The organism is Rikenella microfusus DSM 15922 (genome assembly GCF_000427365.1).
GTDB lineage: Bacteria > Bacteroidota > Bacteroidia > Bacteroidales > Rikenellaceae > Rikenella > Rikenella microfusus.
The window spans coordinates 767,367-790,120 of the sequence record NZ_KE386488.1 but is presented as its reverse complement, the minus strand read 5'-3'; the positions used below and the strand labels follow the sequence as shown (position 1 = coordinate 790,120).

The following is a 22,754-nucleotide window of genomic DNA, read 5'->3' as shown; positions in this document are numbered from 1 at the left end:
TATGAACGAGAACAAACCGAAAACCGTCACTTCGGGCCAGGTGATGGACTTGCAGCAACTGATCGCGGCGCCGTTGCTGGCCACGGTCGATGCCGATTCGATGGCCGCCCGCCGGTATCTGGACTATCTCTGTTCGGTGGCTTTCGAGTCGTATGACCGGCGAACGGGACGCACGGGGCCGTTGAGGATGCTCCGTTTCAGCTATATGAGCCGGGACGCTTCGGGCGGCCGCCCACGGCAGGTCGCGGTGCCGTTGCTGACGCTCGTTCCGCTGCCGCTGCTGCATGTCCAGGAGGCTGATTTCGATTTCGACATCAATATCATGGATGCGGTATCGACTCGCGAGGAGGAACAGTTTTCTTTCAGGGAGGGTCGGGCACAGGCGCCGGTAACGGAGGAGCCGGGCGGGGGACTCCGCATGCGGGCTTCGCTGGCCCCGCAGCAGAGCGGGTCCCGCGGGGCGGAGGCGCACCGCAGTCTGACGGCCAATATGAAAGTGCACGTCCGGATGGGACAGGCCGGAATGCCGGGCGGATTGGCCAAGTTGTTGAATCTGGCCGTAGAGGATGCCGCGGGCGAAGAACCGGAAGACGGTGTCTGACCGTATGAATTCGTTATAAGGCTGAATAACCGGGGGCTGTAAATTAGGGTAATTATATGTTGTTTTACACTGCATCGTTCTTTCGGCTCACGCCGGACCCTCTTTTGCCCGGGTTTGCACCGCCTCGTGTCGGACACTTACGACCGAAAGAATTCCCGGTCGGAGCGCCCGGAGGCACCGCTGAACCGAAACTGGGTTTGTGTAAAATCGTATATAGTCGCCTAAATTTAGTATATTTATGACTCGGTCGGAGTGCTCGGAGGCATCGGCCCGGCCGCTATCGCGGAAGCCTGTTTTTTACTTTTATTGATGCGATTCGAGAGAATCGCCGGCTTTCGCGGTGCCTCCGGGTATCCGACCGGGAGTTTGCGCCGATGGGGAGGCGCAAAGCCGATAAATCGGGGTATTTTAACCATACGGTTAATGTTATGTTTGCCAAGGGCCGCGGTCTGCGGGGAACGCAACAATCGCGCGAGCGATTGATTTTGCGGGCCTCCGCTGCGGGAGGCTGCGGCCCGCGCGACCTGAAGGTCGCAAAGCATGTCCCTACCATTTAACCATACAGTTTATTACCAGGTTCCCCCCTTAGTCAGGCCGGAGCCACCCCGGGCGTAGGCCTGCAAGCAGTCCACGCTGGCTCCGGCAGATACGATTAACCGTATGTTTTCTCCCGGTAGACATTTATTTTTCCGTTGTCCACTTCTGCCGCGAGGCACAGGCTTCTTCGAACGCCTCATGCCGGCGAGGCACTTTCTTTCTTGCGCGACCAAGAAAGAAAGCAAAGAAATCGCCGAAAGTCGGTTTGAACTCTCCAGGTGCCAAGCTCCTGGAGAGCCACAAACACGGCACTTTCGATACGAACAACGCTGACCGAAAACGAGACTGGCGAATACACGAAGCACGTACCATTGGGAGAAGAGACGTAACCGATACCCGCCGCCCGATACGGTTCCCATTCACTGACTGACAACCAAAAACAATCCATTATGAACACCTTACCGACCGACCGCCGGACAGGCATTCCCTGTCCCGACTGCGGAACGCTGATTCCCGTAACGATCGCCGACCTGCTCGGCGCATCGGAAAATTTCGTCTGCCCCTGCTGCGGCAGGATGCTCACCCTGATGCGCCGGGAATCGGCCCAGGCGTTGGGCGAACTGCGGAAAGTCCAGGAAGCCCAGCGGAACCTGGATCGCCGAACTCATGTAAACCTTTAACACTTTATTTTCAAAACAACCATGAAAACCTTTATTTCACGCCTGTTGTTACTGGCGGCAGGCATCCTTTGCCTGAATTGCGGCACGCCGGCCGCGGGCCGGGACACGACTCCGGAACGAATCGAAACCCTCCGAGACGCACTCCGAGGAGAGATTACCGAAAAGACAAAACCGGTAACGATCCGGGCCGCGTTCGACGAAGCCATGCAATTGATCATGAACCTGAAACCGGACGAAACGGGCTTTGACCGGGAAAATAACCTGACATTCCGTTACGCCGATAAAGATTTCGTGCTGCAAGACGACGGCGCGGGCAAAGAGACCTCGCATATCCTGCATCGAGATTTGCAAGTGATCGTCGTCCGGTTCGACCCCAACGCCCCCATTACCGAAAAATAACATCTAAATCCATTGATCATTATGAAATACTTTACCATCGCAGAACTATGCCGTTCCTCCACGGCTGACAACAAGCGCATAGACAATACGCCTGCGCCGGAAATCCGCGAAAAATTACAGACGCTGATCGAAGAGCTGCTCGACCCGATCCGGGAAGCGTGGGGCAAGCCGATCCGGGTGAACAGCGGTTACCGTTGCCCGGCACTGAACCAAGCCGTGGGCGGCGTTTCCACCTCGCAGCACCAAAAAGGCGAAGCCGCCGACCTGAATGCGGGCGACCCGACGAAAAATCGGGAGCTGTTCGATAAAATCGTCGAAATGCAAAAAACCGGTCGGATCGCATTCGACCAGCTGATCGACGAAGCCCATTACAGGTGGGTGCATATCAGCTACCGCAAAACCGGCAACCGGGGACAGGTACTTCACCTGTAATTCCGGCAGGGCGGAACCCGAAAAGCCCGAACAGAGTAGGGAAACCCGATGTCAGACATTACGACCATGCCCTTTACTTACGCCATTGTCCACGACGGCGCACGTTGCCTGATTTTCAAGAAGAAAAAACACGGCCATTTCTTTCAGCGTCAGGCTGTAAATCCGAAAGCGGACCTGCACGGCGGAGGCAAATACTGCTTCCCCGGCGGCAGCCAGACCGAAGCCAATCCGATTATCGGCGCTCGGCGCGAATTTCGCGAAGAGACGGGAATCGTCGTTCCGACGGACGTGATCCGTGAATGGAAATTCACGGAAGGCGACGGCACCGGCTGTTGCTTCGAGATTCCCGCCGACGCTCTCACGGCATTGCACGCTTCGGTGAGCCGCCAGCTCGAAATGGCTAACTCCGACGATTGGACGAACGAAGACTGCAAAGTGCAGGACAACGAACTGAAAAATCCGGAACTGGTACCGCTCGCCAATCTGCCCGGAGACTACTTCCGTGCAGACGATAAAGATACAGGTTGGTTTCACAGCTTCGTTACCCGGCTCAAAGCGGAACTGGAGAAATAATCGACGGGAGCGGAACCCGGTTCCGGCGTTTTATGGCCGGAAAAGCTGCGACCGCACAATTTGCGCCGCATCCGCATCGTTTCTATACGTGGAAAACCCGAAAGCATTTCGGGTTTTCCATTTCTAATTTTTCGGAAGATTGGAAACAGAGGGCAGAAATAACGAATCCGGAGTCCGGCAGCGTATCATCGCGCTGGCCGACGAACTTTTTCCCGCATACGGCGTCCGGAGCGTCAGCATGGACCAGATCGCCAGCCGGCTTTCCATGTCGCGGCGGGCGCTCGGCCGTTATTTCCCCGACAAACAGGAATTGCTGCTCGCGTGGATCGATTATCACGGCGCGATGATGAAAGCCCGTGCCGACGAAATCGGCGGGCGGGCCGAAACGGTACTGCATGCCGTCCTGGAGATTTACCGGGAACAGGCGCCGAAAGTACACCGCATTTCGCCCCGGCTTCGCGAAGATCTGTGCCGATACCCCAAGGCGGTCGCCAGACTGGAAAAAAACCGCTCGGAGCAGGCGGAGCGGATGCTGCGCTTTTTCCGTACCGGCGTGGGGCAGGGAATTTTCCTGCCCGGATTGAATTACGGCATGCTGGGGCGGACGCTGGCCCGGATGCTCGATACGTTCGCCCTGCTGACTCTGGCCGGCAGGTACGCCGCGGCCGAAACGTACGGTACCGCCCTGCTGACCCTCGTCCGAGGCGCCTGCACCGCGAAAGGGCTGCGCATTTTCGGCGACTGCCTGCCGGAATATAGAGCCTGACGCGGGACGGGCGGAAGCGTCAGCGGTCCGCCCGTCCCCGGCCCTCGTACCAGTCGATAAAGGCCCGGTTCACCAGCTTGTTGCCCCCCGGCGTGGGGTAATCCCCCGAAAAATACCAGTCGCCCGTATGGTTCGGGCAAGCCTCGTGCAGACCCGCGATCGTCTGGAATACCACCTCGACCCGGGACGGACAGTCCGGCGGGGTAATCATCCGCGCGATTCGGTCCGAGATTTCACGGTCCGAGAACGGTGCGTATATCTTCTTCACGTGATTGACGATCCGTTCCTTGGGCAGTCCCGCCTGCGCTTTGCATTCGGCGTACACCTCGTCGATCCGCGAGGCCATTCCCCGCTCGCGCAGCAATTCCACCGCCGCGTTGAAGGCGATGAATTCGCCCATGCTCGACATGTCGATGCCGTAGCAGTCCGGGTAGCGGATTTGCGGCGAACTCGACACGATCACGATCTTGCGGGGCCGCTGGCGGCTCAGGATATGGACGATGCTCCGCCGGAGCGTCGTCCCGCGCACGATGCTGTCGTCGATCGCCACGACCGAATCGACGCCCGGCCGGATCGTGCCGTAAGTGGTGTCGTACACGTGCGCCGCAAGGTCGTCCCGGCTGCTGTCTTCGGCGATGAACGTCCGGAGCTTGATATCTTTCAGGGCCAGTTTCTCGGTACGTACCCGCATCGCCATGATGTCGCTGATTTCGGCTTCGGTCAGCGTCTCGCGCGAGGCCAGCAGGGCACGGCATTTCTGTCGGTCGAACCATTCCTGCAATCCCTCCATCATTCCCATATAGGCGACTTCGGCCGTATTCGGGATGAACGAAAAAACCGTGTGCGCGAAGTCGTAATCGACCCGTCGCAGCACCTCGTCCACCAACAGCCGGCCCAGCTCTTTGCGTTCGCGGTAGATGTCGCGGTCGCTGCCGCGCGAGAAGTAGATCCGTTCGAACGAGCAGGGCCGCACGTTTTCCGCCGGGCGGATCTGCACCGGCTTCACCTCGCCGGCTTTCGTCACGATCAGGGCCTGGCCCGGCAGCAATTCGCGCACCTGCTCGGTTTCGATGTCGAACGCGGTTTGCAGCACCGGCCGTTCGGAGGCCACGGCTACCACGTCGTCGGCCGCGTAATAAAAGGCCGGGCGGATACCGTGCGGGTCGCGCAGCGAGAACATGTCGCCGCTTCCGGTCAGGCCGCAGATCACATATCCGCCGTCCCAGATTTCGGAAGCCTCGCGCAGGATGCGTTCGAGGTCGATGTGCGCTTCGATCGCTTCGTTCAGCGCGGCGCCGGACAGTCCCTGCTCCTTGTAACGGCGGTATTGGCGGTCCGCTTCGCTGTCGAGCAGGTAACCGAGCTGTTCCAGTATGATGAACGTGTCGGCGTTGTGGCGCGGATGCTGGCCGCGGGCGACGATATGGGCGAAAACTTCGTCCACGTTGGTCAGGTTGAAATTTCCGGCCAGGGCGAGGTTGCGGCTGCGCCAGTTGTTGCGCCTGAGGAACGGATGGGTGTACGAGATGCCGGAACGGCCGGTGGTGCTGTACCGCAGGTGGCCCATGTACAGTTCGCCGACGAAGGGTTGTTGCTTCGGCCAGGCGGCCAGCTCGCGGTGCACGGCGGCGAATACCTCCTGTATCGCTCCGGTACCCATGGCACGTTCGCGGAAGATATACTCTTCGCCGGGTTCGGCGCGGAGTTTTACGGCGGCCAGGCCGGCTCCTTCCTGACCGCGGTTGTGCTGTTTCTCCATCAGCAGGTAGAGTTTGTTCAGGCCCCAGAGTTCGGTGCCGTAGGTCTGCCGGTAATGTTCCAGCGGCTTCAGCAGGCGTACCATCGCTATGCCGCATTCGTGTTTTATACTGTCGCTCATCGGTTGGAATGTTTCGTGCGGGCTTCGGTCTTGCCGGTCCGTCGGGCCGGAGACGACAAGAGGACACGGTATTGAAAACGTGTCCTCTTGCAGAAAATTGTCGTATCGTTCGCAACCTGTCCGGCCGCGGTCCGGGCGGGCGTACCGTTTCGCCTTTCCGATTCGATGCGGTCAATGTCGTCGCAGCGGCGGATGACGGCCGTGTCGGTTGTGCGAGAGATGTCCGTGCCGCAAGCCTTGGCCGGCGTTGAAACCGGGTTGCGGAAAGGCTGCGCCGCCTTTCCGGGAACGGAGCGGCGGTTCTGCAAGGCCGGGAGTATGGCGGTCGGATACATGGGAAGCAAAGGTAACGATTCGGAACCAGTAAAAAAAAGGCAAATATATCCGACGGGACAACTATATGCGACTTTAGGCTGTTCTATTATAACAATTCGTTTTCGGGATTTCCCAAAAATAGCTGTCTTATTTTCGTGAAATTTGTACAAAACATTCATCCCATGAAAAAACTTTGCTTCCTCTTTTGCCTGGTTTTGTTCGCGGTATCCGGCCTTCGGGCGCAGGAAATCGATTGTCCTGAGCCGGACTTTATCGGCGAAACGGTGTTCGTGAATCCGGATGACGGGACTCCCGTCAAGCTGGAGAAACAGACCGTCCTGCTCCGTTCCCGCGTCAATGCTACGGGCATCATGTTCGGTATCGGCAAAGCCAAAACCAAAATGATCGTCGAAGGGCCGAGCGCAGCCGTCCGGCTGGACGGGTCGAAGCCGATCCGACTGATCGTCAAGGCTGTGGATAACGATACGGACCCGATGGCCATTATCAACATTTTCCGGTTCGAGCATTCGAAAAAGCAACGGCTGGCCGAATTGTCGTCGGTCAGCTCGTTCGGCAGCGTCAAGTCCGGCAAATTGGACTATGTGCCGTTTACCGGTCAAAAATACGGGGAAAGCTCCTATCTGCTGACTTTGGACGAACGGGAACCGGGCGAATACGGCATTACGGTCCGGAATCCGAACAATCTGGATGAAAAAAGTGTGATCGTCTCCACGTTCGCCATCGAATAGACCGTACCCGGCCGTGCGGACAGGTCTTTGCCGGATCTGGGAAAATCGGATGCCGGAACGCAGGTGCGACCGTCGGACGTCCGTAAGCTAACGGCGGTCGGCATCGCAGGCCGGACGAAGATTACCGGTCGGCATCGCAGGCCCGGTCGGGGAGATTATTGCACGGCTTTGGGTAAAGCCGTGCATATGTTGCCGTTTCCAAAATAAAAAGCGGCCTCTCGGAATCGGAGGCCGCTTTTTTGTGGTCTCGCCGGAGGCCACAAAACGAAGGGCGAAAGGAATCGACCCTCCGGATGGAAATCGGGAACGATTACTTCCTGGCGAAGAAATCTTTCACCTCTTCGTTCGGGACGATCTCGGTCTTGAACGTATAGGCGCCGGTCTTTTCCGATTTCACCATTTTGATGCATTTGGTCACGTTCTTGCCGTTGGCTGCGGTTTTGAGCGTTGCGACTACCTTCTTTGCCATGTCTTACTTGATTTCGCGGTGGATGGTTACTCGTTTCAGTATGGGATTGTATTTCTTACGCTCCATACGGTCCGGGGTGTTTTTCTTGTTCTTGGTGGTGATGTAGCGCGACATGCCCGGCATTCCGCTTTCCTTGTGCTCGGTGCACTCCAGGATCACCTGTACGCGGTTTCCTTTTTTAGCCATTTCGTTGGTGTCTTCAGACTAATGGATTAATAAATCTTGGGCAGCGCGGCAGCCTCTTTCAGCGTGGCGGAAAGCCCTTTCTTGTTGATGGTGCGCATGGCGGCGGCCGAAACCTTGAGGGTCACCCAGCGGTTTTCCTCTTCGAGGAAGAAACGCTTGCTCTTCAGGTTCGGGCTGAAGCGGCGTTTGCTCTTCTTGTTGGAGTGCGACACGTTGTTGCCGACCTGCGCGCTCTTCCCGGTGATTTGACAAACTTTCATTGCTTTTTTATCGTTGTGTGAATAAACAGGTTGCAAATTTCGGCATTTTTCTCCGAATTATCAAATTTTTTCCATCGCTGCGGCCGTTTGCGACAGGGTTTCGGCCAGATCGGTGTACCGGAAAGGGACGACCCGCATGATTTCGGAGCCGTCGAAACGACGACGGGCGTCGAGCACGGCCGCCATGGACGGCGCGAACGGCACGGCCATACGCAGGAGCCAGCGGGGAATCCGGATCCGGGGTTCGGGGAGGCCTTCCGCCCGGGCGATCTGTTCCAGAAATCGGCGGTAGGACAGGTTTTCGGCCGAGAGAACGTACCGTTTACCCCAGGCTCCGGGCGTTTCGGCCAACAGGATCATGGCCCGCGCCACGTCGTCGGCCGAAACGAACGCAGTCTGGCCGTCGATCCAGAAACGGCCTGCCCCCCGGCGCACGGCTTTGAACAACTCGTTCAGCCAGAATCCCGATCCGGGGGACATCGCTCCGAGGATGACCGCGGGATTGACGACCGCGACCCGCAATCCGTGCGCCGCGCCGCGCCAAACCTCATTTTCGGACAGGAATTTGCTCCGGGCGTAGGCCGAAGCTCCGGCCAGGTTGTCCATCACGGCGTTTTCGTCGATGCATCCGGACGGCCCGGCCGTACCTCCCAGGGCGGCTACCGAGCTGACGTGCACGAACAGGGGACGTTCCTCCGGCGGCAGTTCCAACGCCGCCGTGACGAGGTTGTGCGTGATCTCCACATTCCGGGTCACCAGCTTTTCGCCGTCGCGCGCCCGGCCGACGGCGACCCGCGCCGCACAGTTGAACACGATGTCGGGCCGTTCGTCCCGCATCAGTCTGCGGCAATCGTCGATATATTCCAATGCCGCTACGGTACGCCGGTGAGGCCTTTCGCCAAGCCCGCGCCGCAGTAGCAGCCAGTCGAGTTTCCGCCAGGATTCTTCGGAATGGGCGACGGCGGTCGGAACATAGGTTTCGCCGCCGGCATCGGCCTGCCTGCCGAGCAGTTCGGAGACCAGGTGGGTACCGACCAGTCCGGTAGCGCCGGCAATGATGATTTTTTTCATAGCGTTCTGGTTTAGCAAACGTGCCCCGCGCCGACGGGAGACACTTATCCGCCGACAGGTTCCGGCGGTCGGGGACGGTCCCGCACGGGACAACCGGTTTCAGCCCCTTCGGAGTTCTGTGCGGCCGGGCCTGTGGAAAAGGGCTATTATAGCCAAGTATGTATCAGGAACCGTTCCTGCGATACGAGAGTATCGCCCGTCCCGCCGGGGTCACCCGGCCGCCGCCCGCGCAGGGCGATTTCTTCCTGTAGGGCGGTTCTCTCTACAGGTGCGGAAACCGGGAACTATTCGGAAGCCTTACGGCGAAAACATCGGGCGGCGCGCCTGAGAAAATCTGTTTCAAACAAACCGGGTTTGTTTGAAAGATTTTCTTTTTCAGGCCCTGCGTGCCGCCTCTCTGTCGGAACCGGAGGATATTACGCTCCCGCACGGGGCCGCGTGCTAGCGGCGAGCGTGAGGCTGTAACTACCCTGTTACGGGCTTCCGTTACGGGGCCGGGCTGGCCGCTATGCGAGAACCCGGCATTCCCGAAAGCACCGCGCACCCCGCCGAAAGAGGAAAACCGGCAGACGAACGGGAGTTCGTACTGCCAAGGTTTTCCCGGCGCGCGGATCAGAGAACGGTTCCGGGTTCCGCGCCAGCAGGCGGTGCGCAGTGAGGTTGTGAGCGAATAGCCGGGTTCCCGCGCCAGCGGGCGGGCCGCAGCCTCCCGCAGCGGAGGCCCGCAACACCAATCGCGAGAGCGATTGGTGCGTCCCCCGCAGGCTGCGCCCCGGGCCATCCGATACCCGAACAGAGGGCTGCGGCGCCGCATAGCCGTGCTAAACCGCTGGCGGGGCAGTCTTCGGCTGTTGTGCCGGCCATCATCCGCCATCTTCGGCGACCGCCTGCGGGAGACATTTTGCGGCTTCCCGCCGGGGAAGGCGGTCGCCGCTCACTGGCGCGGAACTCAGCCGCTCACTGTGTCGTTTTCGGCGCGCCCACGCCCCCACGGGGCGCGCCGCCATTGGCATGGGGACTCAGCCGCTCGCTTTCCGGGCTTCGAACCGCCCGCCGGCGCGGAGGCCCGGTTTCTCCGGACGCCTCATGCCGGCGGGGCACTTTCTTTCTTGGGCGACCAAGAAAGAAAGCAAAGAAGTCGCCGGGAATACGATTCCCCGTTCTCGTCTCCCGTCGAACTGGGAAATCGCACATTTCCGGGCCGACAGCTTCTACCTGAAGTTAGCGAGGAGAAAACCGAAGGTTGCAACCCGCCGCCAAAGTGAGTTACCGTTCCGGCTTCCTCCTGCGCCTCGGGCCGGACGGCCGGGATCTCTCGGGTAGTTACAGCCCGGCTGGTGTGCCCAGCGGCACCGGGCCTCCCGTGGGGAGGCGTCCGGCCCGCGCGACCTGACGGTCGCAATAGTACATTCCTCTTGTCGGGCAGGCTGCGGGTTGGCCGCTGGTGCGCACCCGCCCACTGTTTTGTTGGCCGCCTCTGTCCGATTCGGCGACCGCTTGCGGGAGACGTTTTGCGGCTTCCCGCTGGGAGAGGCGGTCGCCGCTCACTGGCGCGGTGACTCAGCTGCTCGCTTTCCCGGGATTCAAGGCGTCCGCAGCCTTTTCCGGTTCAGGCTCGTCCCCGGCGCGGGGACTCTTTATCAGAACATCCCTGCCCGATGGCCGGACGGTTTCTCTGCCGGAAAAGGTGCGGCGCGAACCGAAAATACCGGTGTAAACCGCCGCATAAGCGCCTTTATTTTTTCATCGTCAATTCCAGTACGCCTCCGGCCATAATTTCGTTCCAGGCGATGAACGGCGTGCCGAGCGCCTTCCCGTTCAGGGTCATCTTCTCGATCCGGTAACGTTCCGCCGAAACGCCCGGAGCACGCACCGTAAACGTTCCGCCGCCGGGCAGCCGGACGACCGATTCTTCGAACAGCGGCGTACCGATCGCATAGGTCAGGCTCACCGGATCGACCGGATAGAAACCCATCGCGCTGAATACGTACCAGGCCGACATCTGGCCGCAGTCTTCATTCCCGCACAGACCGTCCGGCCGGTCGGAATACTGCGTGCGCAGAATCTCCGACACGTATCGCTGCGTTTTTTCCGGCTTGCCGATATAATTATAGAGATAAGCCACATGGTGCGACGGTTCGTTGCCGTGGGCATACTGGCCGATCATGCCTGTGCTGAAGATAGGCAGCGAATCGGTCGCTTCGGGATGCAGGGCGAACATTTCGTCCAGCCGTTTTTCGAACTGCTGCGGGCCGCGCATCAGCCGCACCAGCCCTTCGACGTCCTGCTGCACGGCCCACAGATATTGCCAACCGTTGCTTTCGGTGATGTGTTCCGTATAGGCTTTCGGATCGAAATCCGGCACCCATTCGCCGTCCGAGAGGCGCGGCTGCATGAAGCCCGAAGCGGGCTGGAACACGTTCATATAGTTTTTCGAGCGCACGATAAATTCGTTGTATAGGGAATCCCGCCCCATCTTCCGTGCCAGCTGCGCGATGCAATAATCGTCGTAGGCGTACTCCAGCGTTTTGGAGAGCGACTCTTTGTCCAGGTCCGCCGGCACGTATCCGAGCCGTTTGTACAGTCCGATCGACCGGTAATCGTCGCGGTTCGCAGTCTCGACGCAGGCCGTCAGCACGCGGTTCTGCATCGAGTCCGGTAGCAACCCTTTCAGGGCCGCTTCCGCCAGCACCGGCACCGCGTGGTAACCGATCATCATGTCCGTCTCGTTCCCCCACAGCGGCCATACGGGCAGCATGCCGTGCTGGTCGTGGAAGTTCAGCATCGAGACGGCCATCTCCCGCACCCGCCCGGGGTGCAGGAAAGTGTAAAGCGGATGTGCCGCCCGATAGGTATCCCACAGCGAAAAGGTCGAATAGTTGCGCGAGCCGGGCGTTCCGGCATGGATCTTTCCGTCCGGCCCGGCATAGCGGCCGTCCGTGTCGTCGAACAGCGTCGGAGCCAGCATCGTGCGGTAAAGCGCGGTGTAGAAAGCCGTCCGCTCGGCACGCGTGCCGCCTTTCACCTCGATTTTGGACAGTTCGGCGTTCCACAGGGCGCGTTGGGCCGTCCGCACGCTGTCGAACGCGAAATCGGGCATCTCCGCGGCGAGGTTTCTCCGCGCCCCCTCGATGTCTACGGCGGAAATGGCCGTGCGCACCAGTACGGGCGCCCCGTCCGTCGCGTCGAACACGAACTTCCCGATGTGGCTTTCGATGCCGTTATAAGCGCTGTCGCTATGTACCGAGACCACGGTATCGATGTCGTACGATACGAACGGCTGCGAGAATTGAGCCACGAACCAGACCCGCTGGTCGGGCGCCCACCCTTCCGAAAAGCGGTAACCCTCGACGGTGCGGTCGTCCACCACGCGCAGCGAGGAACCCATCGTGTAGTCCCAGTTCATGTGTTTGGCCAGATTCAGGAACACGGTCGCTTCGGCCGTCTGGGGAAAGGTGTATCGCTGCATGCCGCACCGCTCGGTCGCGACCAGTTCCACGCGGGTGTCGTAATCTTCCAGCCGGACGCTGTAATACCCCGCCTGGGCGGTCTCTTCGTCGTGGCTGAACACGGAATAGACGCCCAGCTCGCCCCGGCCGGTCTTGAAAGGCGGGACGGCGGGCATGTAGCTGATGTCGTACAGATCGCCGGCGCCGGTACCGCTCAGGTGGGTGTGCGAAAAGCCTGCGATGGTGGTGTCGGGCCAGAAGTATCCGGCGATGCGGTCCCACCCGCTGGTACCGTTGTCGGGCGAGAGCTGCACCATACCGAAGGGGGCGCTGACGCCGGGATAGACGTTGCCGGGGCCGTCGGTGCCGATCAGCGGATCGACCAGCGCGGCGGGATCGTCGGCAGAGTCCCGTCCGTCGGCGCAGGAGGCGAAAACGAGAGAGGCCGCGAGCATGGCGGAGAGTATGGAAGGCATTTTCATAGTCGGTCGGCTTGTTTCTGAAGGAGGGCGGGAGCCAGGCGCTAATGCCGGTTCTCCCCGGCCTCATGCAAAGATAGGGTTTTCGCGGATTATCCGAATGGCCCGTACCCCTCCCGACCTGCGTTTGATTGACCGGGCGACGAGTTTTGAATCTGGCAAGTATATACGACTTTTCCGAAAATCGGGCAGTGATCTTGCTGCCCCCTTTTATTCCGTCAGTAAAAAATCCCTTTCCTCCGAACCGAAAGAAAGGGATTTCCCAAAGACCGTATTCCGGAACGCTCCTATATCCCGCCGACATAGGGAGCGTAGAGAGCTGCCACCTCCTGCTGGCCATTCTGTCCGGCGATCAGATAGAGGTTATAGAGCGTGCGCAGCCTGTCCATCAGCTCGCTTTCCACCAGTTTTTTCTTTTCGCCGGTGAACCGGTCGTAATAATCGATATACTCGGTCAGGATTCCGCCGGCTTTACGCGCCAGCTCGTTCCCTTTATCGTAGGCCCCGGCCTTGTAGTAGGCCTCCACGAGGAAGACCACCATGTCGTCCATCCTCAACTGTTCCAGCGGCATCTCCTGCATCGCACGGTCGAGCACCTCCACCGCACGCACGGTATCCCCCTCGGCGGTAAGGGCGTTCGCCAGCCGCGCGAACGACGAACGGAGCTGTGACGTGAGGAACGTATTGGTCACGAACGTATCCGCATAAACCCTCGGATCGCGGATATTCCCGTAACGATATTTGTTCATCAGATTGTCGTACAGGGTCTCCGTGTCGATGCGCCCGATGCCGTAGATCCGGTCGATCGGCGATTTGATCGGTACCAGCCGATAGACCATCCCGTCCTGCTGGAGGTACGACCACGACTGGCCGCCCTGGCTGTCGTAATGCACCAGGCCCCACTTCATCAGGTCGGCCGCCGACGTGAAATGGATCGGCCGCGTCCAATCGCCCGAAGCCAGCATGTCGAGCAGCACCATTTCGCCGGCCATGAGCGCCGATTTGGACGGATCGATATCGAGATAGATCGTGTCTTCGATCAGGTGAGCGTCTTCGGGACGGACAATACCGCTCTTGATCACATTTTCCTTATCGACCGGGACGGCGATCCGCCGCGCAGGAACGATATTGAACGTATTGCCCGCCTGGTCCGTCAGTTGCGTCCGCGGGTCGTCGCTGCCCGCTACCGCCATCACCTCCTTGGCCGTCCACATGCTGCCGTCCGGTTTGGGGATTTCGCGGATAATGAACTGTCCCGTGGCATCCCCGTAATATTTGTGCCGGGGCAGGGAGTGCGGGATCGGTTCCGATTCGTTGGCCTTCATCCGCATCTGGTCGATATACCAGTCGCCGCCGATGTACGAAGCGTTCATCACCCGCACGTCGGTACGGACGCCTTCGACCTCCTGATTATACCACAGCGGGAAAGTGTCGTTGTCGCCGTAGTCGATGATAATCCCGTTCGGCAGCACGCTCGTCAGGTAGTTGTACCCCATGTCCCGCGCCACGTAACGATGGCTGCGGTCGTGGTCGTCCCAGTTCTGCACGGCCAGCACGGCGGGCACCGACGCGCAGACCACGAAAGCCACGGCTGCGGCTGCCCGGCCGCTTGTCCGGAACGCCCGCCGGCGCAGCAGGTCGTAGAGCCACAGCACGCCCAGCCCGATCCAGATGGCGAAAGCGTAGAACGAACCGGCATAGGCGTAATCGCGTTCGCGCGGCTGGAGCGGCGTCTGGTTCAGGTAGAGGATGATGGCGAGCCCGGTCATGAAGAAGAGCAGGAAAACCACCAGGAAATTCCGTCCGTCGCGCTTGAGCTGATAGAAAAAGCCGATAAGCCCCAGGATAAACGGCAGGAAATAGTAGGTGTTGTGCCCTTTGTTGGCGGCCACTTCGGAGGGCAGGCCGTCCTGCGGGCCGAGGTATAGTTCGTCGATCGGCCGAATGCCGCTGAGCCAGTTGCCGTCGATGATGGTATTGTTCTGGATGTCGCTCTGACGTCCCACGAAGTTCCACAGGAAGTAGCGCCAGTACATGTTGTTGAGCTGGTAAGTGAAGAAAAATCGGAGGTTCTCTCCGAAAGTCGGCACCGTCACCAGGCTGCCGTCCTCGGCCCTTACCTTGCGCCCTTTGACATCCGCCCAACGTTTGTATTCCGCGATGTGGCGCGGTTCGCCGCTGTGCATCCGGGGGAAGAGCATCTTGGTATTTTCATCGTACTCGTAGCCCGTCACGCGTTCCATGGGGCGGTATTTCCCCTCTTCGTCCACGAAATAGGAGTCGCTGAACGCGGTACCCACGGCGGGCGAAGCGTAAGACTGGCCGTAGAGCAGCGGCGGCGCCCCGTACTGGTCGCGGTTCAGGAACGAGAGCAGCGCGTACGGATCGCTGGGATTGTTACTGTTCATCGGCGGGTTGATGCTCGCCCGGATCAGTACGATGCCGTAAGTCGATATGCCGACGATTACCATGAAAGCCGAGAGCAGGATCGTGTTCCAGCCCGCTTTCCCGGCCCGGTGGGTTCTCCACACGCCCCAGCCGAGGGCCGCCAGCAGCAGGACGACAAAAGTGGTCAGCCCGCTGTTCACGCCCAACCCGAAGCCGTTCACGAAGATGCGGTCCACGAAGGCGCCGATCGAAACCACGGTGGGGGTCAGGATATAGAACGCTCCGGTCAGCAGTACCGAAACTACGCCGGGTTTCCACAGGTCGGCTTTCTTACGGCCGGGAAATTTTTTGAAGTAGTAGATAAACACCAATGCGGGAATGGCCAGCAGGTTCAGGATATGCGCCCCCACCGAGAGGCCCATCAGGTAGGCGATCAGCACTAACCAGCGGGCGCTGCCGGGCCGGTCGGCGACGTTTTCCCACTTGAGGATGGCCCAGAACACCACGGCGGTGAAGAGCGACGAGAGGGCATACACTTCGGCTTCGACGGCGGAAAACCAGAAGGTGTCGGTCCACGTATAGGCCAGCGAGCCGATGGCGGCGGCGCCGAGGATGGCCCAGCTTTGGGCGTCGGTCAGCTCGTTTTCTTCCTTGCGGTACATCCTCCGTCCGAGGTGGGCGATACTCCAGAACAGGAAAGCGATGGTCAGCCCGCTTTCGAGGGCGGACAGCGCGTTGATAGCGGCGGCCACATGGGTGGGGTCGCCCGCGAAAATCGCTCCCAACCGGTTGATCAGGAAGAAGAAAGGCGTTCCGGGAGGATGCCCGACTTCGAGTTTGTAACTGGTAGCGATGAACTCACTGCAATCCCACAGGCTGGCGGTGGGCTCCATAGTGAGCAGGTAGGTGAGGCTGGCGATCGCGAAGACGATCCAGCCGCCCCAGATACTGCGCTTGCTGAAGCTGCTCATTGGCTGTCGATTTCGGTTGATTGGCATTAAACGGGGCTAAGTTAATCTTTTTTTGCCGATTTGCATGATCGCTCCGTCCGGCAGGCCATTTGCGCGTACCGGAAGCCGGGCGGCCGGTAAGGCGGAGCGCCGTTATGGGGGAATGCTTTGTTCCGCAGGGAAGACTGAAACCGGGAATCGAACGGGACGAAACCGCAGGCGGCAAACCGGCGATTCGGGAGAACCGCGCCGGTAAGAACCGGCCGGTCGATGGTAAGTTCTTCGTCCCGTCAGGCGGCCGACGGATACGAAACCCGACCGTGATAGATATTGTTCAGTCTGGTTTTGAACAACTCTTTGATCCGCGTCACTTCGGCGAACGACAAGTCGGCCTGGCTGAACTGGTGTTCGGCAATCTGCCGGTCGATGATCTTTTCGACCAGCGCGTCGATCGACGCGCGGTCATAACTGGCCAGCGATCGCGAAGCCGCCTCCACCGAATCGGCCATCATGCAGATCGCCACCTCGCGGCGTACCGGTTTCGGCCCCGGGTATATGAAATCTTCGGGACGTTCCACCGAACCGTGCTTCTGCATCTCCTCGGCATAGAAATAATAAATCTTCGAAGTTCCGTGATGGCCGGAGATGAACTCCTGGATCACGGCCGGCAACCGGTATTTGCGGGCCAGCATGATCCCCTCGGTGACATGCGAACGGACGATCGACGCGCTCTGCGACGGGCTGAGCATCGAATGGGGATTGAAATTTCCGGTCTGATTTTCCACGAAATAGAACGGGTTTTCCATCTTGCCGATGTCGTGATACAACGCTCCGGCCCGCGCCAGCAGAGGATTGGCGCCGATCTCCTTGGCCGCGCTTTCGGCCAGCGACGCTACCTGTACCGAATGTTGGAACGTGCCCGGAGCCTTCTCGGCCAGTTGCAGCAGCAGCGGCTGGTTGGTATCCGACAATTCCAGCAGAGTGATGTCCGACACGAAACCGAACAGCCGCTCGAAAATATAGACCAGCTGGTAGAACGCCAGCATCAGGAACGCACTCACGACGAACCAGAGCACGCCCGTATAGTCCACATTCAGCGTCCCTGAGGTCATCCAGAGAAAAGCGACGTAAGCGGCGGCCCCGGCCAGGAAAACCGCTCCGACGGCCTTGAACACGCTGTGCCGCTGGTAATAGTGCCGCACCACGAAGATCCCCACCGTGCCGGCCAGAAAATTGACAGTGAAAAATTCGAAACTGAACCGTACGAAAAGCGAAGCGATCAGAATCACCGCGATATTCCCGAAAATGGCGATCCTCGTATCGAAAAAGGCCAGCAGCAGGATCGCCACGACCGGCAAGGGCACGATATAGGGACTCAGGAACTGCGTCCGTACCACGAAAGCCATCAGCGCCGCCATCACGGCATAGAGCGTGAAGACGAACAGCAGCGGTTTCCATCCGGCGAACCGTTTCCGGGAAAAATAGCGGAAAAAAACGTAACTCAACGTCAGTATGGAGGCGACGATCAGCAGTTTGCCGGCGAAAAGCACAATTCCGCTGGCGCCCTGCCCCAGCCGGCTTTCGTATTCGCGGCGATAGGAGGTCAGCAGGGTGGCGACGTGCCGGTCGATCATCTGCCCGTCGGAGACGATCACCTCGCCCATGCGGACGATTCCCTCGGTTCGCGAAAGGCGCGAGAGAAGCTGTTCCCGCAGCCGGGCGTTCAGCGACGCGTCGTAAGAAAGCGACGGACTCAGATAACGCGAGGCCAGTTCGGGATCGACGCCCTGCGCTTTCAGATGAGCCTGCGCCGTGGAAGGGGTGAACAAATCGGCGGCGAAACAGGTCTGCAACATATGGGCGCTGTCGATGCGCACCATCCGGTCGGCATAGGCCGCCCGTTCGGATTCGCTCACGATACCTTTGCGGTAAACGGAACGGAAAGCGTCGAGCACCCGGAGGCGCTCTTCGTCCGTCAGCCGGGGATCGGCGTTCAGGTCCGCCGTCAGGTTCCGCAGCTGGACGGAGGCGACCAGCGTGTCGAGCCGGAAGACGGGCTGGAACCCTTCGAGCAGGGTTTTCCGTTCCGAAGCGAGCTGTTCCGGACTTTTGTAGACGGGGATGTCGAACGGCGCAGTGAGCGTCTCCGATTCCCAGGTTTCGCCGGGGACGAAATCGAAATCCAGGGCCGCCCGCCGCGGCATCAGGAAGGTGATAAGCAGGGACAGTCCCGCCAGAAGGGCGATTTTCCGTATCATGGTTTTTCAAAAGTTTTGAACCCTTCGCCGAGGGTTTCGTGGGCATCCACGACGATCATGAACGCTTCGGGATCCGTTTCGCGTATGCGGTCGCGCATGAGCGACACTTCGCGCCGCGAGACGACCACGAAGACCATCTCCTTGTCGGCACCGGTGTACATGCCGCTGGCTTTGATAAAAGTACCGCCGCGTTCCAGGTCTTTGAGGATGAAGCTGCGGATGGCGTCGTGCCTGTCGGTGAGGATGAAGAGCAGTTTGTCGCCCGAACCGCCGTCCACGATATAGTCGATCACGCGCGATGAGACGAAGATGGTCACCAGCGAATAAAGGGGCAGTTTCCAGTCGCCCATGGCGATCAGGCCGAACAGTACCACGGCCGCATCGACGTAGAGCACCGAGCGGCTGATCGGCAGGTGGAGGTATTTGGAGATGATCGAGGCGATCAGGTCGGTTCCGCCCGACGTGGCGTGCGTCTTGAGGATCAGACCTACGCCCGCCCCCATCAGGGTTCCGCCGAAGATACAGCTTAGCAGCACGTCGTTCGAAAGGTCGATCTTGCCGCCGAGTATGGTCGCCGGGTCGGAGCCGACCAGATAGGTCAGGGTATTCATGAATAGCGGCGTCAGCAGCGCCGCGGCGACGGTCTTGGTGCCGAACCGGGCGCCGAAGATCCGGAACGAGATCAGCAGCAGCGGAATGTCCATCGACAGGCCGTAGGTGCCGACCTGGATCGCAGGAAACAGATAGTGGAGCACCACGCCCATGCCGTACACGCCGCCGGGCACGATGCGGTAGGGGGTGATGAAAAGTACGAAAGCGGCGGCGAGCAGGGCCGCGCCGACCACGACGTACACCCATTGGCGGATGGTATGTCTTTTCATAGCGAGTTTTGCCTTGACCAGACAAAGTTAGCAATTAAACGGTAACGTTATGAGTCCCGGCGATGACCGCGGCGGACGGCGGTCCGTCGCATGCCGTCCGGAAAATCGGGATGCCGGAGGACGATGCCGCCTTCCGGCCCGAAAATAAAACGGCCGTCCGTTCGACGGCGCCCGGAATCGGAACCTGCGATCGAACGGGCGCAGCGGCCGGTACGGAGGTTTGCCGCGGCTCCGGGCATTTTATCCGTTTTTCCCCTGCATGTTTTTCCTGTATCTGGTCGGAGGCATGCCTTTTTCAGCCGTAAAGACCCTTACGAAGTGGGGCAGGTCGTTAAATCCCGCCATGTAACAGATCTCCGATACGGACCTCCGCGAATGTTCCAGCAGCTCGCAGGCGGTATTCAGACGGTATTGCGTGACGAACCGCGAAAATGTCATCCCCTTGCAACGTTTGAAATAGGTACAGAAGGCGGAGCGGTTCATGCCGACTTCGGCAGCTATTTCATCCAGCGGGATCGGGTGTGCGTAATGCCGCATCACGTAAGTGCAGATTTGCTGCATCCGCCGCACATCCCGTTCGGTGCGTGCCGGTTTGCCGGCGAACATGCGGTCTGCCGAAGTAAAGACGACGGGGAGCAAACGGAACATTTCGCTCAGCCGCCCCAGTTCGTCCATGCCGTTCATCCGGGCAAGGGTTCTGCCGATCGTTCGGGCGCTTTCCCTTCCGAACTTCAGCGCATGGTCCGGAAAGGCGGCGCCGGCCAACCGGTTGCGCACTTCGGGGAACAGGTCCGTGCATCGCGTTACGAAAGCGTGGCTGAAAGCGACCATCAGATAGCCGATATTCCCGCGGGCGTCCGCCGAATCGGGGGCAAACTCCCAGCGGTGCAGCATGCAGGGAGGTATCAACGCCGCATCGCCTGCCGAAAAAGGCTGCCATGTGTCGCCGGCTGCCCTGTTGCCGTGTCCCTGGGTGACATAAAGCAATTCCCAAGCGTCATGTCTGTGCAGTTTCGCTTCCACATCGCAGGGGATGCGCGCATCGACAAAGAAAAACGAATGGTTCGCCGTATCCGGCAATTCATAGGGAGTCGCAGTCTCTTCCATATCGTTCTCGGCAAAACGGCCCTGTGTTTTAAGGCAAATATGTACGGATCGCCTCTGTTTTATACGCGTGCTAGTTGTCCGTTCATTCCGCTCCGGCTGCCCGATTTGCCCGTATTGCAAATTTACGACAAACAATCGAAACGATTCGACAAATACCTGACAAACGAGTAGTCTATCTTTGCATCGTCAATCAATTAACAATCAAATTATTATAACGTAATACGATGGAATTTTACGAAGTTCTGGAAAGGCGGAGGACCATCCGCGATTTTTCCGGCCGCGAAGTCGGCGACGAAATTTTAAGACGGGTTATCGGTGCGGCTTTCAAGGCTCCGACCAACGACCACCTGCGCCAGCTCGAATTTGTCGTGGTGCGTGGCCGCGAGGATATCGCCCGAACAATCGCCCCGCTCGCCCAAAACATGGAAAAGTTCAAGACACTCGTTGCCGAAGCGGACGAATCGGGCGACAGGGACAAAATGGCGATGTTTGCCGATGCCTTGCCCAAGCAGCAGAAAATGTTGATGGAAAGCGGACTGCTCATCATTCCATTCTTCCGCCAACTGACATGGCCTTTACTGAAACCCGCAGAGCAAAGCTCGCTCAATTACTTCGCTTCGGCATGGTGCGCCGTGGAGAATATGTTACTTGCCGCCACTGCCGAAGGGCTTGGGGCGGTGTTCCACATTCCCGTGAGCGACGAGGCGGATCGGATAAAAGCCATCGTTCATGCCCCCGAAGACTACGAAATGGCCTGCCTGCTCACCATAGGCTATCCGGCCGAAAACGCTTTTCTGCCCAAACAGAAAGCGATAGACACCGAGACCCGAATCCACAGGAATATTTGGTAACCGGACGTCCGTTTACGCCGTTTTTCAGGGAAGATACCCGACTCTGCAAAGGGTCAGCAGAGCGGCGTGCCGATCAGGGTGGCCGACGAACAGTCGGTAATCAGGACATGCACGTAATCCCCCGGCCGGTAATTCATCTTCGGCAGGATCACCACCTTATTCTGCGACGTGCGTCCGTACACCTCGTCCGCCGAACGCTTCGAAGTACCCTCGACCAGCACTTCGAAATGGCGTCCCACGTCGCGGCGGTTCGACTCCAGCGACAAATCGTTCTGCAAACCGATGATCTGCGTGAGGCGGGCCGTCTTGACCTCTTCCGGCACGTCGTCCGTCATGGTGCGCTGCGCTTTGGTGCCGGGCCTTTCGGAATATTTGAACATATAGGCGAATTCGTAACCGACTTCGCGCATCAGCGAAAGGGTCTGCGCATGGTCTTCCGCCGTTTCGGTACAGAATCCGGCGATCAGGTCGGTCGAGATCGAACAATCCGGCAGCCGCCGGCGGATCGCGGCGATGCGGCCGAGATACCATTCGCGCGTGTATTTGCGGTTCATCAGCTCCAGAATCCGCGACGAGCCGGACTGGGCCGGCAGGTGGATGGCCCGGCAGATGTTCGGCCACGCCGCGATGGTATCGATCAGTTCGTCCGACAGGTCTTTGGGATGCGAGGTGGCGAAACGCACGCGGAGCAACGGCGAGACGTCGGCCACCCGCGCCAGCAGCTGCGCGAAATTCATGTCGCCGTACCGGTAGGAATTAACGTTCTGTCCCAGCAGGGTCACTTCGCGGTAGCCGCGGGCGAAGAGGTCGCGCACTTCGGCCAGGATGGTCTCCGCGTCGCGGCTGCGCTCCACCCCGCGCGTATAAGGCACCACGCAGTAGGCGCACATGTTGTTGCAGCCGCGCATGATACTCACGAAAGCGGTTACGCCGTTCCGATCGAGGCGCACGGGGCTGATCTCGGCATAGGTCTCTTCGCGCGAAAGAAGCACGTTCACGGCCTTGACGCCGGCGGCGGCCTGCCGCACCAGGTCGGGCAGGGTACGGTAACCGTCCGGCCCGACCACGATGTCCACGGTTTTCTCCTGTTCGATCAGGCGGTCTTTGAGCCGTTCGGCCATGCAGCCGATAATGCCCACCAGCAGCCACGGCTTCCGTTTTTTCAGCCCCCGGAATTCGGCCAGACGGCCCCAGATGCGCTGTTCGGCATTGTCGCGGATGGCACAGGTATTGACCAGCACCACGTCGGCTTCGTCCAGCGAGGCGGTATATTCGAACCCGCTCTTTTGCATCACGGCGACCACCACTTCGCTGTCGTTCTGGTTCATCTGACACCCGTAGGTTTCGATATGGAATTTGCCTTGCCCCTGCTGCACGGCGAGATTGAATTTCGGTTTGCCCATAGCCTGCCTTTTCGTTTCGGAAATCGATGCCGCAAAGATACGTTTTATTCGCCGGAGCGGGAAACCGGCAC

General features: G+C 59.5%; 19 protein-coding genes. 8 read left to right on the top strand and 11 right to left on the bottom strand.

What is annotated here, in order from left to right:
• Position 1 precedes the first annotated feature (1 nt).
• From RIKMI_RS0104475 to RIKMI_RS0104450, 6 genes are all read left to right on the top strand, one after another.
• Positions 2-601: a DUF2589 domain-containing protein gene (locus RIKMI_RS0104475; protein ID WP_027290616.1), complete on the top strand. Its 600-nt coding sequence runs from the start codon at positions 2-4 to the stop codon at positions 599-601.
• A gap of 986 nt (positions 602-1,587) precedes the next feature.
• Entirely contained in the window at positions 1,588-1,818 is a 231-nt protein-coding gene (locus tag RIKMI_RS0104470) for a hypothetical protein (protein WP_027290615.1), read from the top strand.
• Positions 1,819-1,839: 21 nt separating this feature from the next.
• On the top strand, positions 1,840-2,217 hold the full coding sequence (locus tag RIKMI_RS0104465; protein WP_027290614.1) for a hypothetical protein: 378 nt from the start codon (positions 1,840-1,842) through the stop codon (positions 2,215-2,217).
• Between the two features lie 21 nt (positions 2,218-2,238).
• Positions 2,239-2,649 (top strand): D-Ala-D-Ala carboxypeptidase family metallohydrolase, encoded by a 411-nt coding sequence (locus tag RIKMI_RS0104460; RefSeq protein ID WP_027290613.1) that lies wholly within the window; start codon positions 2,239-2,241, stop codon positions 2,647-2,649.
• A gap of 48 nt (positions 2,650-2,697) precedes the next feature.
• The gene (locus RIKMI_RS0104455; protein WP_037291501.1) at positions 2,698-3,222 is read left to right on the top strand and encodes an NUDIX hydrolase; all 525 of its coding nucleotides are present in this window, start codon (positions 2,698-2,700) and stop codon (positions 3,220-3,222) included.
• A gap of 139 nt (positions 3,223-3,361) precedes the next feature.
• Positions 3,362-3,988, top strand: coding sequence for a TetR/AcrR family transcriptional regulator (locus tag RIKMI_RS0104450; protein ID WP_027290611.1), 627 nt, complete (start codon positions 3,362-3,364; stop codon positions 3,986-3,988).
• 19 nt (positions 3,989-4,007) lie between these two features.
• Here RIKMI_RS0104450 and RIKMI_RS0104445 read toward each other — a convergent pair whose 3' ends face one another.
• Positions 4,008-5,867, bottom strand: coding sequence for an amidophosphoribosyltransferase (locus RIKMI_RS0104445; protein WP_027290610.1), 1,860 nt, complete (start codon positions 5,865-5,867; stop codon positions 4,008-4,010).
• Between the two features lie 497 nt (positions 5,868-6,364).
• Here RIKMI_RS0104445 and RIKMI_RS0104435 point away from each other — a divergent pair, with 497 nt between their 5' ends.
• Complete coding sequence (locus RIKMI_RS0104435) at positions 6,365-6,931, top strand: hypothetical protein (protein ID WP_027290608.1); 567 nt, start codon at positions 6,365-6,367, stop codon at positions 6,929-6,931.
• 310 nt (positions 6,932-7,241) lie between these two features.
• Here RIKMI_RS0104435 and RIKMI_RS14580 read toward each other — a convergent pair whose 3' ends face one another.
• The 9 genes from RIKMI_RS14580 to RIKMI_RS0104380 form a co-directional block, all read right to left on the bottom strand.
• On the bottom strand, positions 7,242-7,400 hold the full coding sequence (locus tag RIKMI_RS14580) for a DUF4295 domain-containing protein (protein WP_084135174.1): 159 nt from the start codon (positions 7,398-7,400) through the stop codon (positions 7,242-7,244).
• Positions 7,401-7,403: 3 nt separating this feature from the next.
• Positions 7,404-7,586: a 50S ribosomal protein L33 gene (gene rpmG, locus RIKMI_RS0104425; protein ID WP_027290607.1), complete on the bottom strand. Its 183-nt coding sequence runs from the start codon at positions 7,584-7,586 to the stop codon at positions 7,404-7,406.
• A 26-nt stretch (positions 7,587-7,612) separates the two neighbouring features.
• The gene (gene rpmB / locus RIKMI_RS0104420) at positions 7,613-7,846 is read right to left on the bottom strand and encodes a 50S ribosomal protein L28 (protein ID WP_027290606.1); all 234 of its coding nucleotides are present in this window, start codon (positions 7,844-7,846) and stop codon (positions 7,613-7,615) included.
• Between the two features lie 60 nt (positions 7,847-7,906).
• Complete coding sequence (locus tag RIKMI_RS14270; RefSeq protein ID WP_051214345.1) at positions 7,907-8,917, bottom strand: NAD-dependent epimerase/dehydratase family protein; 1,011 nt, start codon at positions 8,915-8,917, stop codon at positions 7,907-7,909.
• Positions 8,918-10,652: 1,735 nt separating this feature from the next.
• Positions 10,653-12,842: a GH92 family glycosyl hydrolase gene (locus tag RIKMI_RS0104405; protein ID WP_027290605.1), complete on the bottom strand. Its 2,190-nt coding sequence runs from the start codon at positions 12,840-12,842 to the stop codon at positions 10,653-10,655.
• 290 nt (positions 12,843-13,132) lie between these two features.
• Positions 13,133-16,204: a glycosyltransferase family 117 protein gene (locus tag RIKMI_RS13015; protein ID WP_037291500.1), complete on the bottom strand. Its 3,072-nt coding sequence runs from the start codon at positions 16,202-16,204 to the stop codon at positions 13,133-13,135.
• Between the two features lie 269 nt (positions 16,205-16,473).
• Positions 16,474-18,441, bottom strand: coding sequence for an HD family phosphohydrolase (locus tag RIKMI_RS0104395; RefSeq protein WP_027290604.1), 1,968 nt, complete (start codon positions 18,439-18,441; stop codon positions 16,474-16,476).
• The gene (locus RIKMI_RS0104390) at positions 18,438-19,322 is read right to left on the bottom strand and encodes a YitT family protein (protein ID WP_027290603.1); all 885 of its coding nucleotides are present in this window, start codon (positions 19,320-19,322) and stop codon (positions 18,438-18,440) included. The genes RIKMI_RS0104395 and RIKMI_RS0104390 overlap by 4 nt, the downstream gene beginning before the upstream one ends.
• Before the next feature lie 240 nt (positions 19,323-19,562).
• Positions 19,563-20,429 (bottom strand): helix-turn-helix domain-containing protein, encoded by an 867-nt coding sequence (locus RIKMI_RS0104380; RefSeq protein ID WP_027290601.1) that lies wholly within the window; start codon positions 20,427-20,429, stop codon positions 19,563-19,565.
• A 224-nt stretch (positions 20,430-20,653) separates the two neighbouring features.
• Here RIKMI_RS0104380 and RIKMI_RS0104370 point away from each other — a divergent pair, with 224 nt between their 5' ends.
• A complete protein-coding gene (locus RIKMI_RS0104370; RefSeq protein WP_027290600.1) occupies positions 20,654-21,280 on the top strand; it encodes a nitroreductase family protein in 627 nt (208 codons plus the stop codon).
• Positions 21,281-21,333: 53 nt separating this feature from the next.
• On the opposite strand, the gene miaB is transcribed toward RIKMI_RS0104370, so the two are convergent.
• Positions 21,334-22,683 carry a tRNA (N6-isopentenyl adenosine(37)-C2)-methylthiotransferase MiaB gene (miaB, locus tag RIKMI_RS0104365; protein ID WP_027290599.1) on the bottom strand — a complete coding sequence of 450 codons (1,350 nt, stop codon included), beginning with the start codon at positions 22,681-22,683 and terminating at the stop codon, positions 21,334-21,336.
• Positions 22,684-22,754 lie beyond the last annotated feature (71 nt).